General features: G+C 56.1%; 16 protein-coding genes and 1 pseudogene. 15 read left to right on the top strand and 2 right to left on the bottom strand.

The window, feature by feature from the left end; genetic code table 11:
- Positions 1-80: 80 nt before the first annotated feature.
- The 11 genes from OCA8868_RS15225 (at position 81) to OCA8868_RS15175 (ending at position 9,442) form a co-directional block, all read left to right on the top strand.
- Positions 81-1,295, top strand: coding sequence for a TCR/Tet family MFS transporter (locus tag OCA8868_RS15225; protein ID WP_093997451.1), 1,215 nt, complete (start codon positions 81-83; stop codon positions 1,293-1,295).
- Positions 1,296-1,378: 83 nt separating this feature from the next.
- A complete protein-coding gene (locus OCA8868_RS15220) occupies positions 1,379-2,461 on the top strand; it encodes a zinc-binding dehydrogenase (protein ID WP_093997450.1) in 1,083 nt (360 codons plus the stop codon).
- A 160-nt stretch (positions 2,462-2,621) separates the two neighbouring features.
- A complete protein-coding gene (gene tmpA, locus OCA8868_RS15215) occupies positions 2,622-3,749 on the top strand; it encodes a 2-trimethylaminoethylphosphonate dioxygenase (RefSeq protein WP_093997449.1) in 1,128 nt (375 codons plus the stop codon).
- A complete protein-coding gene (tmpB, locus tag OCA8868_RS15210; RefSeq protein WP_093997448.1) occupies positions 3,742-4,323 on the top strand; it encodes a (R)-1-hydroxy-2-trimethylaminoethylphosphonate oxygenase in 582 nt (193 codons plus the stop codon). Before tmpA ends, tmpB begins: the two co-directional genes overlap by 8 nt.
- Positions 4,324-4,397: 74 nt before the next feature.
- A complete protein-coding gene (locus OCA8868_RS15205) occupies positions 4,398-4,667 on the top strand; it encodes a hypothetical protein (RefSeq protein WP_093997447.1) in 270 nt (89 codons plus the stop codon).
- Positions 4,664-5,893: a mandelate racemase/muconate lactonizing enzyme family protein gene (locus tag OCA8868_RS15200; protein WP_093997446.1), complete on the top strand. Its 1,230-nt coding sequence runs from the start codon at positions 4,664-4,666 to the stop codon at positions 5,891-5,893. The genes OCA8868_RS15205 and OCA8868_RS15200 overlap by 4 nt, the downstream gene beginning before the upstream one ends.
- Positions 5,894-6,009: 116 nt before the next feature.
- On the top strand, positions 6,010-6,615 hold the full coding sequence (locus OCA8868_RS15195; protein WP_093997588.1) for a TetR/AcrR family transcriptional regulator: 606 nt from the start codon (positions 6,010-6,012) through the stop codon (positions 6,613-6,615).
- Between the two features lie 106 nt (positions 6,616-6,721).
- Complete coding sequence (locus tag OCA8868_RS15190) at positions 6,722-7,405, top strand: PspA/IM30 family protein (RefSeq protein ID WP_179214874.1); 684 nt, start codon at positions 6,722-6,724, stop codon at positions 7,403-7,405.
- 30 nt (positions 7,406-7,435) lie between these two features.
- Positions 7,436-7,729 carry a hypothetical protein gene (locus OCA8868_RS15185; protein WP_093997444.1) on the top strand — a complete coding sequence of 98 codons (294 nt, stop codon included), beginning with the start codon at positions 7,436-7,438 and terminating at the stop codon, positions 7,727-7,729.
- A gap of 121 nt (positions 7,730-7,850) precedes the next feature.
- The gene (locus OCA8868_RS15180; RefSeq protein ID WP_093997587.1) at positions 7,851-8,507 is read left to right on the top strand and encodes a lysophospholipid acyltransferase family protein; all 657 of its coding nucleotides are present in this window, start codon (positions 7,851-7,853) and stop codon (positions 8,505-8,507) included.
- Positions 8,504-9,442, top strand: coding sequence for a phosphatidate cytidylyltransferase (locus OCA8868_RS15175; RefSeq protein ID WP_093997443.1), 939 nt, complete (start codon positions 8,504-8,506; stop codon positions 9,440-9,442). The genes OCA8868_RS15180 and OCA8868_RS15175 overlap by 4 nt, the downstream gene beginning before the upstream one ends.
- Before the next feature lie 9 nt (positions 9,443-9,451).
- Here OCA8868_RS15175 and OCA8868_RS15170 read toward each other — a convergent pair whose 3' ends face one another.
- Positions 9,452-10,594: a lytic murein transglycosylase gene (locus OCA8868_RS15170; protein WP_093997442.1), complete on the bottom strand. Its 1,143-nt coding sequence runs from the start codon at positions 10,592-10,594 to the stop codon at positions 9,452-9,454.
- 146 nt (positions 10,595-10,740) lie between these two features.
- Between OCA8868_RS15170 and OCA8868_RS15165 the strand changes: the two genes are divergently transcribed.
- Positions 10,741-11,355 carry a hypothetical protein gene (locus tag OCA8868_RS15165; protein WP_093997441.1) on the top strand — a complete coding sequence of 205 codons (615 nt, stop codon included), beginning with the start codon at positions 10,741-10,743 and terminating at the stop codon, positions 11,353-11,355.
- A 322-nt stretch (positions 11,356-11,677) separates the two neighbouring features.
- Here OCA8868_RS15165 and OCA8868_RS15160 read toward each other — a convergent pair whose 3' ends face one another.
- Positions 11,678-12,700, bottom strand: coding sequence for a LacI family DNA-binding transcriptional regulator (locus tag OCA8868_RS15160; RefSeq protein ID WP_093997440.1), 1,023 nt, complete (start codon positions 12,698-12,700; stop codon positions 11,678-11,680).
- Positions 12,701-12,986: 286 nt separating this feature from the next.
- Between OCA8868_RS15160 and hisD the strand changes: the two genes are divergently transcribed.
- The 3 genes and pseudogenes from hisD to OCA8868_RS15145 all read left to right on the top strand — a co-directional run.
- A complete protein-coding gene (hisD, locus tag OCA8868_RS15155; protein WP_093997439.1) occupies positions 12,987-14,294 on the top strand; it encodes a histidinol dehydrogenase in 1,308 nt (435 codons plus the stop codon).
- Between the two features lie 109 nt (positions 14,295-14,403).
- Positions 14,404-15,387 carry an alcohol dehydrogenase catalytic domain-containing protein gene (locus OCA8868_RS15150; RefSeq protein ID WP_093997438.1) on the top strand — a complete coding sequence of 328 codons (984 nt, stop codon included), beginning with the start codon at positions 14,404-14,406 and terminating at the stop codon, positions 15,385-15,387.
- A 110-nt stretch (positions 15,388-15,497) separates the two neighbouring features.
- A pseudogene (locus OCA8868_RS15145) lies at positions 15,498-15,596 on the top strand (sulfopyruvate decarboxylase subunit alpha); the annotation flags it as partial.

Here is a 15,596-nt window from a genome sequence, read left to right as displayed (position 1 = left end):
GCAGCCGTCCCACAAACACATAATCGATTTACCTAAGAAACCATCTTTCCGAACCGATCAGTTCACTTTATGTAAACCATATGGACGCCACTCAGCGCAAACGCGCCTTCACGTTTATCCTAATCACGCTAACCCTTGATGCCATGGGTATCGGGCTAATCCTGCCCGTCATGCCCGACCTTATCAACGAGGTGAACGGCGGCACCGTTGGCGACGCAGCCCTTTGGGGCGGTATCCTAGCAACGACATTTGCTGTGATGCAATTCATCTTCGGCCCGATCCTCGGTTCCCTGTCGGATCGTTTCGGTCGCCGGCCTGTACTGCTAATTTCACTGCTGGTTATGACCATAGATTACATCGTCATGGCAGTTGCCGGAACAATTTGGCTGCTGTTTCTCACCCGCGTTATCGGCGGCATCACAGCCGCCACGCAATCCACTGCAACCGCCTTTATCGCGGACATCTCCAAACCCGAAGAAAAATCCGCGAACTTCGGGCTGGTCGGCGCGGCATTCGGCCTCGGCTTCGTGCTTGGCCCCGTCATTGGCGGCCTTTTGGGGGAATTCGGCCCGCGCGCACCCATCTATGCGGCAGCACTTCTTGGCGGCCTCAACCTCATCTTCGGCTATTTCATCCTGCCAGAAACCGTCACAGACCGCATCCGCCGCCCGTTCGTTTTGCGTCGCGCCAACCCGCTGGCCGCGTTCAAAGCACTAGGACAACTCGACGGGGTGCGCCGCCTGATCTTCCTCGTATTCCTCTATGAATTTGCCTTCATCGTATACCCTGCAACATGGGCCTATTTCACCAAAGAGGCCTACGGCTGGTCCCCCGGAATGGTCGGCGTATCTCTGGCCCTGTTCGGCATCGGCATGGCCATCGTACAAGGCGGGCTTATCCGCATCGCACTACGTCACTTGGGGGAACGCGGAACAATTATCTACGGTATCTGCTTCAACCTCGCTGCCTTTGTGATGCTCACACTTATCTCAAACGGCTGGGTCGCCCTTGCGTTCATTCCACTCACGTCCCTTGGCGCGGTTGTCACCCCAGCGCTGCAAGGCCTGATGTCCAAACGTGTCAGCGATGACCGCCAAGGCGAGCTTCAAGGCGTCGTTTCATCGGCAAAATCAGTGGCGATGATCTTTTCTCCGCTGGTGATGACACAGCTATTCTGGGCCTTCACCACAGAATCCGGCCCCTACTTCCCCGGCGCGGCGTTCATCCTTTCAGCGCTAATCATGGCCCTGTGCATGCTGGTTTTTCTCGGCCGTACGCGCCAGACCGCCCCCTAAACGACACCGCACGTCGTTTTCCCGCTTGCACAGGACGCACTCCGCCGCCACGCTTTAACAAAGCCCTTAGCCCGAGGTGGTCCATGTCCCGTATCAAAGCCGCAGTTTGCCACGAATTCGGCCAGCCCTTCGTCATTGAAGATATCGAAATTCGCTCACCGATTGACGGCGAAGTCGAAGTCACACTGGCCGCCTGCGCGATCTGCCATTCCGACATAACCTATGCCGAAGGCCACTGGGGCGGATCCCTTCCAGCCGTATATGGCCACGAAGCGGCAGGTACGGTCACGGCTGTCGGGCCAAATACCAAAGGCGTGAACTTAGGTGACAACGTCGTCGTCACCTTGATCCGGTCTTGCGGCACCTGCCCCAGCTGTTCTGCCGCCCGCCCGACGAATTGTGAAGAAGGCTATGACGGCGACCTAGGCCCAATCAAAACCGCCGAAGGTGGTAAACTCCACCAAGCGATGGCCTGCGGCGGCTTTGCTGAAAAGGTCGTCGTGGATTCCAGCCAAGTCGTGACCCTTCCCGATGGGATCGGCATGGAAGCTGCGTCCCTACTCGCCTGTGGTGTGATCACTGGCATCGGTGCCGTTGTGAACGCCGCCAAGGTCCGCCCCGGCCAAGACGTTGTCGTCATCGGTGCGGGGGGCGTCGGTCTAAACGCGATCCAAGGCGCGGCCATCGCAGGCGCACGCCGCATCGTTGCCGTCGACATGGAACCTTCCAAGCTCGACGTTGCGCGCGAATTTGGTGCTACCGACGCGGTACTCGCCTCGACTGACAAGCCTTGGCGCGAGGCTAAGGCAGCCATGGGGCGCGGCGCAGACGCAGTTCTTGTGACGGTTGGTGTTGCCCCTGTTTATGACCAAGCGCCGCGCTACCTCGCCAAGGGCGGCAATATCGTCATGGTCGGCATGCCCGCATCTGGCGCGTTCTCCAGCTACGAAGCCGCCAACTTCGCCGCCGCAGGTCAAGGTATGATTGGCTCCAAAATGGGCGACGTTGTTATCAAACGCGACATCCCTTGGATGGTCGACCTCTACAAACAGGGCCGCCTAAAACTGGACGAGCTGATCTCGGGCACTTGGACGCTCGATCAAATCAACGACGCCATCACCGACACCAAAACTGGCGCCGCCAAACGCAACGTTATCGTATTCTAAGCCAATTCAGGAAATTTACCGCCTATTCAAACCCATAACTAAAAGCCCCCAGATTGGCCCCATACCAGACCCATACGAAACCCATACCGGACCCATATCACGGATTTTAAGACCAGAACGCCCAACCCTATAGCCAGATCGTTAACCTATGGAGGATCACATGAACGCTCAATCCACCCCCCGCATCAGCGCGGATGGCACTGTCCTTCATCTGCTCCTTGGCGAAGCTGAGACCCGCTTTCACGCCATCTGGTTGCGCGACAACGCGCTTGATGCGGACACCCGCGACCCCGGTAATGGGCAACGCTTGATCACATTGGGTGACCTGCCCGATACCGTCACTTTGACTGATGCGCGTCTCGCCGAAGGGCAGTTGCACATCACCTTCCAACCCGAAGGCAAGACCTGCGCCTTTCCACTTCGTTGGCTTGCTGATCACACCTATGATACCAGCGCTCCGGCCCCGCTGCTCACTAAGAATGTGACCCCATGGGACAGCGCAATGGCCCCACCCAGCGCTGATCTTACTGCCCTACAAACCAACGACGACACCCGCCGCGACTGGCTCGCCTCTATCCGCCGCTACGGCTTTGCCAAGGTCACCGGAATGACCCCGCGCGAGGGCGGGTTGTTCGATATCGTTGATCTGTTCGGCTACGTGCGCGAAACCAACTACGGCCGCCTTTTCGAGGTCCGCACCGAGGTAAATCCAACCAACCTCGCCTACACAGGGCTGGGTCTTCAGGCCCACACCGACAACCCTTACCGCGACCCCGTACCGACCTTGCAAGTCCTTGCTTGTCTTGAGAATTCCGCCACCGGCGGGGAGAATATGGTCGTCGACGGCTTTGCCGCCGCCCTGCGTTTGCGGGATGAAAATCCTGCCGGATTTGACCTGCTCGCGGGCTATCCAATGCGGTTTGCCTATACAGGCAGCGCGGGCGTGGCCCTCCATTCCCGCCGCCCGATGATCGAATTGTCGCCCGACGGCACCCTGCAATCCATCCGCTTCAACGCGCGCTCCGCCGCCCCCTGCACAGACGTCCCGTTTGACAAAATGGCGGACTGGTACGCCGCCTACCGCCGCCTCTCTGATATCATCGACGACACAGCCCAAGAGGTGCATTTTAAACTCGCTCCGGGCGAAGCCTTCATCGTCGACAACACCCGCGTCTTGCACGCCCGCAAAGGCTACTCTGGTGCGGGCAATCGCTGGCTCCAAGGATGCTATGCGGACAAAGACGGCCTTCTCTCAACCCTCGCAGCACTAGAGGCCCAAGATGCCTGAACTGAACCGCGACACCATCGTCCCCTTTCTCGCCTCCATCTTTGAGCGACGCGGCGGAGAGGAATATCTGGGCGAGCCTGTCACAATGGCCCAGCACATGCTGCAAGGCGCGACATTCGCCGAACAACAAGGCCTGCGCGAAGAAATCATCGTCGCCGCCCTACTCCATGACATCGGCCACTTCACCTCCGAGTTTGGCACTTACTCGCCGGATGATACCGAAGATAAATACCACGAAGAAGCGGGCGCCGAGGTGCTCGCCGATTTCTTCCCCTCACTCATCACAGATTGCGTGCGCTACCACGTCGCCGCCAAACGCTACCTCTGCGCCACGCGCCCCAGCTACTTTGATCGCCTAAGCGCGGCCTCGATCCACTCCCTGAATCTGCAAGGCGGCCCTATGTCTGACGCCGAAGTCGCGAGCATTGAGGCCAACCCGAACCTGCCCGAAATCATCCAAGTCCGTTATCTGGATGAAGCGGGCAAAGAACCCGACATGCAAACCCCCGACTTTGCCCATTTCGCCCCGATGGTCCAACGGGTCGTAGACCGCCATTTGGAAAGCACACAGTGAATTATCAGACTCAACTGATTAGTTTATCGCAACAAGCTTTCTCTTAGCACCTATTCCAAACAGAAGGCCTTCAAATGATCCGTTTTCTTACCAATTTGTTCAATGCACCGGCTCAACAAGCGCAGACCGTGGCTGGCCACGCCGCTGAAACCTCGATGAACTTCGACAGCGAAAATGTGCGCCCGTTTCTCGAAGGCCTCCGCCCCGGCATCATCGACCCGAACGCGCTTGCTGCAGTCGACGGCGCCGTCGGAGGCATGGCCGTTAACGAGACGCGCAATGTTGTCCTAAACGCTCAAACCGGCCTTAATGGCGTTTGCTACCGCGATGGGACTCTGACATGAAACTGCAAGACCTAGACATCATTGTCACTGCGCCCCCAGCTCCCGGCTGGGGAGGGCGTTACTGGATCCTCGTCAAGGTCACGACTGACACAGGCGTTGTCGGTTGGGGCGAATGCTACGCCTCATCCGTTGGGCCGGATGCGATGTCCCACGTCATCAAAGACGTGTTTGAACGGCACATGCAGGGCGAAAACCCCGAAAACATCGAACTCATGTTCCGACGGGCTTACTCTAGCGGCTTTACTCAGCGCCCCGATCTCACAGTCATGGGCGCATGGTCGGGCTTGGAAATCGCCTGCTGGGATATCTTGGGCAAAGACCGCGACCGCCCTGTACATGCGCTGATCGGCGGGCGGTTGAACGACAAAATCCGCGCTTACACATATCTTTACCCGCAACCACACCACCCTCTGCCAGATTTCTGGGCCTCAGCTGACATGGCCGCCGAAGTCGCGGTCAGCTTAGTCGAGCAAGGCTACACTGCCGTCAAGTTCGACCCCGCTGGCCCGTACACAATCCGCGCGGGTCACATGCCGTCGATGCATGACATCGAAACCTCTGTCGCATTCTGCCAGAAAATCCGCGACGCCGTCGGCCCAAATGCTGACCTATTGTTCGGCACCCACGGGCAGTTTTCGACGGGCGGCGCCATCCGCATGGGCCAAGCCATCGAAAAGTTCAGCCCGCTTTGGTATGAAGAACCCATCCCACCGGACGCCGTTGATGAGATGGCTAAAGTCGCCTCTGCTGTGAAAATCCCGGTTGCAACAGGCGAACGCCTAACAACTAAGGCTGAATTTGCAGCGGTCCTTCGCGCAGGCGCTGCCAATATCCTACAACCTGCTTTGGGCCGTTCTGGCGGCATTTGGGAAACCAAGAAGATCGCGACATTAGCTGAGGTCTACAACGCCCAAGTGGCCCCGCACCTTTACGCAGGCCCGATTGAATGGGCTGCCAACGTACAGCTCGCAGCCACGCTGCCCAATATCTTGATGTGTGAAACCATCGAAACCCCGTTCCATGACGCGCTGATCAAATCCTCGATCACGATTGAGAATGGCTACGTTAACGTCCCGACTGCACCGGGTCTTGGCATAGACGTGGACGAAGACCTCGCGCTGGCGCACCCGTTAACCGATGAGGGTCTTCACCTGCAAATGCAGGAGGACCCGATCGGCTACCATGGCCCCAACCTTTTCGCTGGCGGTGCGCCTGTAAAAGCGTAGGCGCCATCCATTCAAGGTAACCCCGCATGTTTTCAAAGTAGCTAAAAGTTCATTTCCGCTCTTTGCCTGATGATTGCCTTTTGCTACTCTTGAACCAAGTTCAAAAAGGATACCCGATGGCCGGAAAAGTTGAATTGCGCCGCGCTGCGTTGCGCGACACCCTAATCGAACACGCTGAGCGCCGGATTACATCTGATGGGCTTAAGAACCTACGCGCCCGCGATTTGGCCAAGGACGCGGGCTGTGCGCTTGGCGCAATCTATAATGTGTTCGGTGATTTGAACGACCTCGTGCTGGCCGTAAACGCTCGCACTTTTAAACGTTTAGGCGCTGCTGTCGCTGAATCCCTTGCGGATGCACCGCAAGACGCGACCCAGCAACTTATCGTCATGTCGCACGCTTATCACCATTTCGCTTCGCAGAATTTTAACGCTTGGCGGGCCTTGTTTGATATTGAACGTCCCGCCGGCGAAGCCGCCCCTGACTGGTACCTACAAGAAATGGGACAGCTGTTCGCCTATATCGACGCCCCGCTGTCCGTCATTTTCCCCGACCACAGCGCAGAGAATCGCGCACTTTTGACCAAAGCACTGTTCTCAAGCGTGCATGGAATCGTGCTTTTGGGCCTCGATGAGGCATCAGCAGGCGTACCAGCGGCGCAATTAGACGAAATGATTTCGTTGATTCTCAATCACTTAGCTTCTTCACCTCAAATTTCCTGAACATTGTTCAAGATTTTACTTGATCGAAACCCACAGCATCGCTAAATCTAATTCATGAACAACGTTCACACAATTCAGTGAACCGCGACACATGAAAGGAAGCGATATGTTCAAGACACTCTCAACCCTTATTGCAGGGGTCAACGCACGCTCCGAAGATCGCGTCCGCGATGCTTTTGCGATTGAATTGATCGACCAGAAAATCCGCGAGGCCGAGACCTCCCTTAAGGCGGCGAAGGCCACCCTCGCCTCCCTGATCCAGCGTCAACGTTCTGAAGAACGCCAGCGCGACGCCCTGAAAAACCGCATCAAAGACATGATGACCCGTGCGCAAGACGCAATGGATCAAGGCCGCGATGATCTGGCGACAGAAGCGGCACATGCCGTCGCCCAAATGGAAAACGAACTGACCATTCGCAACGAAACTTGTGACCGGCTGGACCAAAAAGTCATCCGTCTGCGCAATTCAATCGAAGCCGGCCACCGCCGCATCATCGACCTTAAACAAGGCGCTATCCAAGCCCGCGCTGTTCGTCGCGAACAGGCGATCCAATCAAAGCTGAATTCAACGATCGGGCATACTTCGAACGTTGAGGAAGCGGAGGAGCTGATTGGTCGCGTGATGGGCAAAGATGACCCGTTCGAGCAATCCGAAATCCTGCGCGAAATCGACCGTGACCTTGGCCACGAGACCCTTGCTGATCGCATGTCTGATCAAGGTTTCGGCAAGGCGACCCGTACCACGGCGGATGATGTCCTCGCCCGCCTAAAATCCAAAAAATCTGTTTAACGCGCTGAATTTAATAGAAGGAATAACCCCATGAGTAACTTCAACAAATCTGACAACGGCCTCATCATTTTCTTTAACGGCATCGGCGTTGTGATCGCTTACGGCATGCTTGCCCTGTCCCTATACATGTCGCCAGACGTGCCGATGGCCACCAAAGGCTACTGGGGGATCGGCATTTTGCTCCTGACCCTCGCCTTGGTTAACTTCGTCAAACTGCGCTTCGATGAGCGCCTGTCAGAAGACCGCATCTCGCGCGTCGAAGAAGCCCGCAACGAACGCCTGCTGGCAGATTACATCGGCGGCGAAGACGACAAAGCCGCATAAGACCTCCTCCCTTGCCGCGTCATCGGCAAGCGCCCCGCCCCTTCCCTGTCCCAAGGGTGGCGGGGCGCACCCCTTTTCAATCTCTCCGTCCTCAGCCAAACTCACCGGAATGAAATCACTCATGTCCCTTCCCCGCAGGTTTGCAGCCAAGATTGTCGGCCAGGCCATCGCGCTGTTTGCCCGCTTTATCACTGCTGTGCGTGCGGATTGGCGTGGGATTGAACCGGTCAACAAACAACGCGTCTATTTCGCCAATCACGTCAGCAACGCCGATATGCCGATGATCTGGTCCTGCATGCCGCCAAACATTCGCCGTGACGTACGCCCTGTTGCCGCCGCTGACTACTGGTTGAAAAACAAACTGCGCGCCTTTGTCGGGCCTGAGGTGTTCAACTGCGTTTTGGTGGATCGCCGGCCCGAAGCGCGTGACGAAAACCATGACCCGATGCAGAACATACTGGATGCTCTGGACGACGGCTCATCCCTCATCATCTTCCCCGAGGGCAACCGCAACATGACCGAAGATCCGCTGCTGCCGTTTAAGTCAGGCCTGTTCAACATGGGCAAAGCCCGCCCTGACGTGGATCTCGTGCCGACATGGATCGCCAATGTCACCGCGATCATGCCAAAGGGCGAAGTCATTCCGCTGCCGCTTATTTGCACTGTCACCTTCGGGGAGCCGATCCACGTGGAAGATGGTGAAACAAAAGACGCTTTTCTGGCACGGGCATCCAATGCGCTCGTCGACCTCGCGCCAAGTCGGGAGGATCGGTTATGACATCAACCAGTTCTGACATCCTCGGCTTGTTCTTCGCGGTCTGTGGGCTGATGTTTACGCTCACTCTGTTTGGTGAAGTCCTCAGTGCGCGCGGCGGTGAAGACAACCCCGTCGTCGAAACTTTCAAGACCCGACTGCGCAGCTGGTGGGGCATGGTCATCCTGTTCACGCTGGCTCTGATCGCCGGCAAGGTCGGCATCATCGTGTTATTTGCTTTCGCGTCCTTCGCGGCTTTGCGCGAATTCCTGACGTTGACCAACAAACGGCAAGCCGATCACCTCGCCCTCGCACTTGGGTTCTTCGTGGTTTTACCACTGCAATACCTGTTTGTTGGCCTTGATTGGCAAGCGCTTTATACGGTGTTCATCCCTGTTTACGCCTTCTTGATGCTGCCCGTCGTGTCCGCGCTGCGAGGTAATTCGGACCGTTTCCTAATTCGCGTCGCAGAGACCCAGTGGGCTTTAATGATCGCGGTCTTTTGCATGTCCCATGTCCCTGCCTTGTTGATGATTGATGTCGCTGGCTACCCCGCGGATCGAGGCGTTCTCCTTATCGCGTTTCTTGTCATGGTTGTTCAGTTTGGCGACCTCTTGGATTTCTTCTTTGGCCGTCGCATCGGCAAAACCCGTATCATCCCGAACCTGTCAGCAAAAACATGGGAGGGCATGGCCTGTGGCGTTGCGTCTGCCGCCATCATCGGCGGATTGCTTGCTTGGATGACCCCATTCGGGATCGGTGGCGCGGTAGCGATGGCGGCATTGGCATCAACGGCGGGCATGTTCGGTAATCTGGTGTTCGCAGCCATTAAAGCCGACCGTGGCGTAAAAGATTGGTCCCACTTGATCCCCGGCCAAGGCGGGTTCACCGACCAGCTTGATAGCGTGATCTTTGCCGCGCCCATCTTTTACCACGTCACGCATTTGATCTGGGGCTGAGGTTTGCGATTACCGCAAGCTTGAAAGCACTTCAGCCGAGGCAATACCCGTGACCGCAAGTCCCTGACGTTGTTGGAAATCGCGGATCGCAGCCTCGGTTAGTCGCCCGATCACACCATCGATCGTTCCAACATCGTACCCCCGCGCAGCAAGGCCACGTTGAATGGCCAACCTGTCTTCGCGCGAGAGCCCGTTTTCATCCGGTGGGAAGCTACCCTGAAGTGGTCCAGCGCCGCCAAGGCGATCCGCCAAATGACCAACGCCAAGCGCGTAAAGGTCAGAATTGTTGTAAGTTTTCAACACATTGAAGTTGCGCGTCACTGTAAAGCGGACCCCGCCCGCTTGCGGTTGAATAGTACGCCCATCCGGGCCACCTGTGCCAGCCTCGGCGCCCCACTTCAGGCCAGATCGCCATCCATTGCGCGCCAGATAGCTGGCTGTAGATGCCAAAGCATCCGCTGGATCATCGCTCCAGATATCGCGGCGGCCATCGCCGTTAAAATCGACCGCAAAGGATTGATAGGACGTCGGGATAAACTGCGTATGCCCCATTGCGCCCGCCCAACTTCCGGTCAATTGCGCTGGCGTGGTGTCACCGCGTTCCAGAATGCGCAAGGCCGCAATCAGCTGGGATTCGTAAAAATCCCCACGTCGCCCGTCAAACGCCAAGGTCGCGGTTGAGGACACCACAGGGATCAACCCACGTTTTTCGCCGAACTGGCTTTCCATGCCCCAAATCGCTGCAACGATATGCGCATCCACGCCGTACCGCGCTTCAATCGCGTTCAAGGTATTTCCGTACCGCGCTATCGCCACACGTCCCTTACTGAGCCGATCATCAGACGTCGCGATCGAAAGATATTCTTCCAAGGTCCTCCGTGTCTGAATTTGCGTGCCATCCCGCGTGACGACACCCGGAAGGTAGCCTGCGTTCGCGAAGGCCGCGTCAAACGTGGCCGATGAAATTCCCGCATTGGCTGCGCGGGACTTGAAACGCGCCACCCAGTTGGCAAAATCGGCGTTCGCAACGGGCCGCAAATCAGCTGGCATCCCTCCACTACTAACTGGTTGCGCGGTTGGCGCATTGCCGACACAAGCCGTGATACTCATTGTGGCAGCAGCGGCGATAAAATGGCGTCTATTCATACTCATAATCCCAAAGGATAGTCAGGTTCCGCCAAAAGGAAAGGCATGATATCGACCCGCAACACAGACGTGCTGAATGCCGCCTAAAGCAATGCATAATTTCAAAAGACCGTTCCTGTCAGACGTCAGTCTTAAGATATCGAAGGTCAAAAATGCCATTCGCCCATAAGAATGAAAAATATTTTTTGCCAGTGGGCTGTTCACACAAAAAACCGTGCAATGCACGGGCTCAGGATTGTTCATGGAGAACAGACTTTACTTCGATCGATACTTTTGAGCTTCTGTTTTTTTGCAGACCACTGAGTGCAGAGCTGTCACGCGTTGAAGGCACCTTGAGTGAGAATGACGCTTCAAATATTCAAACTGCACAAGCGAAAGGCTTTGCGGTCGCTCGCCAAAGCGAGAATGCGGTAACAGAAGCGCTCAAAATGCTGGCTGCTCACGCCGGTGGGCGAAGCGACGAGCCTAGAATGGCCTTTGGCCGACTATACGCCGACTATACGCCGACTATACGCCGACTATACGCCGACTTAAGCACGCTGTATTTGAATAGACAAGAATTTGAACCATTCCACCAATTGCTGTGCGATAGCATCCTATCAGTCTGGCCCATCGGAACATGGGAAACAGTGTTCGGTGTGTGTCAGCAAGAGCGCAAGTTGCACACAATTCATACCGCGGCAAAGGAGACGGGGATCGGCGCTTTCCTTCTTGAACAGTTCTTGGTTCATGCTGGTACCCTCGACCGCCTGCGAGACGTACATTAGGTGCGAAAAGTTACGCGGAACTGCTTGCAGAAATATCAACCCTGGTTGGCCACATCGAGATGCGAAAAGCGATGTAAGAGCGGGCTGGCACAGGCCAGATTGAGACGATGCAGCGCTGCATCCGATGACCGCCCTGAGCCCAAATCCACCGACGCAGCGAAATCATGGACGACTGCATAGAGTATTGAGCGAACAATCGTCGCGATTGGAATGGGCGCCCGTCTAATTCGGGCGTCGGAGGCGTTCTAATACGATCCGTCGGTTGGCTTAGTGGTGAGGGCAGCAATTGCCCTGAAGTGAGCGCCGGGGTGAAGAAGGTCGCTCAGCCTTTGGCGGGTGCTAGGGTGCCCCTAAAAACAGGGTTTGCATCGAGCTCGATTGCCTCGATCGGTGTTCCGTTGGTCACCAACTCAGCGAGGGCTTTGCCGGCGCGCCACCCCATCTCGCGATGAGGGACATGTACAGTTGTTAGCGCGGGGTAGGCAACTTCTGCCAGCTCGATGTCATCGAACCCTATAACGGACACATCTTCGGGCACCCTGACACCCATTTCGCGAGCACGACGTAGGGCGCCCACAGCCAGAACGTCATTTCCGCAAAATACAGCAGTCGTTTGTGACGCTGCTTTCATCACCTGTTCGAACGCGGTTGCACCCTGCTCAATACCGTAGACGGTTTCCACCATGTGTAAATCACTCGCGCGTAGCTCGGAAATGGCCATGGCATCCTCAATTCCTGACTGACGGGCCTTTGCGCGGTCGTTCAAGGTGGTTCTTGCCGAAATGAATGCAAGGTTGCGGTGGCCCAATTCGATTACTTTCAACGCCATGTCACGCATGGCTTTGCGGTTGTCAAAACCGATAGAGGGGCGTGTTAAGCTGGTATCAAAAGCCCAAGTTATAAGGGTGGGCACATTCTGGGTTTCAAGGAAGCGGTAGGTGTTTGGGCTGCGTTCATGACCAATGAGTAACAATGCGTCAGCGCCGCGCCCGACCAATGCACGGATTTGTTCTTCTTCAATGTCTGCTCGGTAGGATGTGCTGGCCACCAGCATTGTGAACCCATAACTATGGAGTTCATCCTGAAAAGCTTGCAGTCCGCGTGCAAAAACTGCGTTCTCCATTGTTGGAATAATCGCTCCAATGGTGTTGGTCCGCCGCGATGCCATGGCCCGCGCCCCGAAGTTCGGCGAATAGCTGAGCGCATTTACGGCTTGCATGACTTTGGCGCGGGTACGTTTTGTGACCTGATCAGGGAAATTCAGACAGCGTGAGACCGTTGCGGTAGAGACCCCAGCCGCTGTCGCGACATCTTGTAGGGTTGGCGTCGGTTGGTCGCTAGTCATCGTGATCTTTCATCAAATCCCCGAGAATATGACCAATTCGGGTCAGAACGAGTTTCTGACATAAAGTACAATGTGAGCAACCACAAAATGTAAGCGCTTGCAATTGAGTTATGTAAGCGCTTACATGGGCTGGGGCTTGGATCTGCGACTGGGAGGAGGCGCAATATGTCAATCATCGGCGCGATACTCTTGTGCGTGCTTTGCATGCTCGTCGGTTTGCTGATCACGTACGTCCAAGCAATCTCCACAAGTTTCCTTACGGAAAACTATAAATAAGGCTCAAATAATGGCTCGTACTTACCTTAAGAAAGCAACGCTGACCGCCCAGTCCGGCGCATCCGACGTCCACGAAATCGTTCAAGGTATCTTAAGCGATATCAAGGCTGGCGGAGATGACAAAGCACGCGAATATGCTGCGAAGTTTGACAAGTACGAAGGCAATATCATCCTGTCGGATGACGAAATCCAAGCGGCTTGCGAACGTGTTCCACAAAAACTGAAAGAAGACATACAGTTCGCCCATGACAATGTGAAACGATTTGCCGTGGCCCAAAAAGGCACCGTCAATGACATTGAGGTTGAAATCCAACCTGGCCTTGTTGCTGGACAAAAAGCAATTCCGGTTGATGCGGCCGGGTGTTACGTCCCGGGCGGTCGCTATAGCCACATCGCCAGCGCGATCATGACTGTCACAACGGCGAAAGTCGCGGGATGCAACCACATCACGGCGACGTCGCCGCCGCGGCCAGGCCTCGGTGTTGCGCCTGCCATCGTTTATGCGGCCCACATCTGCGGCGCTGACAAGATCATGGCGTTGGGTGGTGTGCAGGGCGTCGCGGCGATGACGTTCGGACTTTTCGGATTGCCGAAAGCAAACATTCTTGTCGGGCCAGGAAACCAGTTCGTAGCAGAAGCGAAACGCATTCTGTTTGGCCGCGTTGGCATCGATATGATCGCTGGACCGACAGACAGCTTGGTCTTGGCAGACAAGACAGCGGACCCTCAAATTGTGGCGACAGATTTGGTCTCTCAAGCGGAGCATGGATACAATTCACCTGTCTGGTTGGTCACCGACGACAAGGCGTTGGCCGAAGACGTTATGGCCCGCGTTCCCGCCTTGATCGAAAATTTACCAGAGCTGAACCGTGAAAATGCGTTTGCTGCGTGGCGCGACTACGCAGAAGTCATCGTATGTGCCGACCGCGAAGAGATGGCGGCCTGTTCTGATGAATACGCACCCGAGCATTTGACCGTTCAGGCAGAAGACCTTGACTGGTGGCTGAACCGTCTGTCCTGCTACGGATCGCTGTTCCTGGGCGAGGAAACGACCGTGTCGTATGGTGACAAGGCATCCGGTACAAACCACGTATTGCCGACATCAGGCGCGGCTGGATACACAGGTGGTTTGTCCGTACACAAGTACATGAAAATCGTCACATGGCAGCGGTCTACACGCGAAGGCTCCAAAGCGGTGGCCGTCGCAACAGCGCGGATCTCTCGCCTTGAAGGAATGGAAGGTCACGCGCGCGCAGCTGACGTGCGACTTGCCAAATATTTCCCCGACGAAACATTCGATCTGACCGCCGATGGTTAATGCCGATGGTTAATCTCGTCAAGATTCCAGCTGAACTGATTGATCCTTCGGGACGTTTGGCTTGCGTCACAGGTCGGGTCTTGATGGTTGGCGGAGGAGATGCCGCGAAATGAAAGCCCTCGTTTATGATGCCGTCGAAACTCTTGTGTATCGCGAAATGCCTGACCCCGTAGCAGGTGACGGGGAACATTTGATCCGGATAGAGGCCTCTGGCATTTGCGGCTCTGACATGCATGCGTTCTTGGGCCATGATGCGCGACGTCCATCGCCATTGATCCTTGGTCATGAGGCTGCAGGCACGATTGTTGGCGGTGATCACGACGGCATGCGCGTGACGATCAATCCGCTGGTTACTTGTCTGAAATGTGCGGCCTGCAAAGCTGAGCGCGAAAACCTCTGTCCAGACCGTCAGATCATCTCGATGCAGCCACGCGAAGGGGCCTTTGCGCAATACGTGAAAATGCCTATGCGCAACCTCGTTGAAGTTCCGTCAGATGTACCGTTTCGCAAAGCCGCCTTAGCGGAGCCTTTGGCCGTAAGCTGGCACGCTGCGCGTCTCGCGATCGAGGCGCTGCACCCCAGTATGGACCGTCGTGCCGTTGTCATAGGTGGCGGTGCAATTGGGCTTGCCGCGGCTTTGGCCTTGAAGGCGATGGGGGTTGAAGATGTCACGATAGTTGAGCCCAATAACATTAGACGCGCATTTCTGATTGAACGTTGTGGGCAAGCGGCCGTTGATGCGACGAACTTGTCTGCACCGATCGTTGTCGATGCCGTTGGTTACGGTGCGACTCGCGCCAGTGCCTCTGAGATAGTGGAGGCTGGTGGCGTGATTGCCCATGTTGGATTGGGCAACGATGCCCCCGGTTTGGATGTGCGCCGCACGACTTTGCAGGAGATCACATTTATCGGCACCTACACCTACACGGCGCAAGATTTCCGCGATACAGCAGCAGCCATTTTCGACGACCGCCTCGGTGCGCTCAATTGGACTGAAGCGCGCCGCTTAGCTGACGGGCATCAAGCGTTCCTCGACATCCGCGCGGGCCGTGTTGCGGCCCCCAAAATCATCCTGGAGCCAGAGCATGTATAGCGAAGTCATTGTAACGACAGCAGCCCAGATGGTTCGTCACGCTCCGTGTGCCGCGCACCTTGAAGCCTTCTAACCTTTCTTCTTTAATCCCCTCTGACAGGAGCGAGCCCTTGAGTATTGACAAGAAAATCGTGGACGATTTGGTTGCGAACGACGTGTCGTTCGTCACTACTGTTCCTTGCAAGCAACTGGCTGGTGTGATCGACGAA

Source organism: Octadecabacter ascidiaceicola (assembly GCF_900185015.1).
GTDB classification, from domain to species: Bacteria; Pseudomonadota; Alphaproteobacteria; order Rhodobacterales; family Rhodobacteraceae; genus Octadecabacter; species Octadecabacter ascidiaceicola.
Note: the sequence above shows the minus strand (reverse complement) of the source record. Positions and strands in the feature narration are given on the sequence as shown.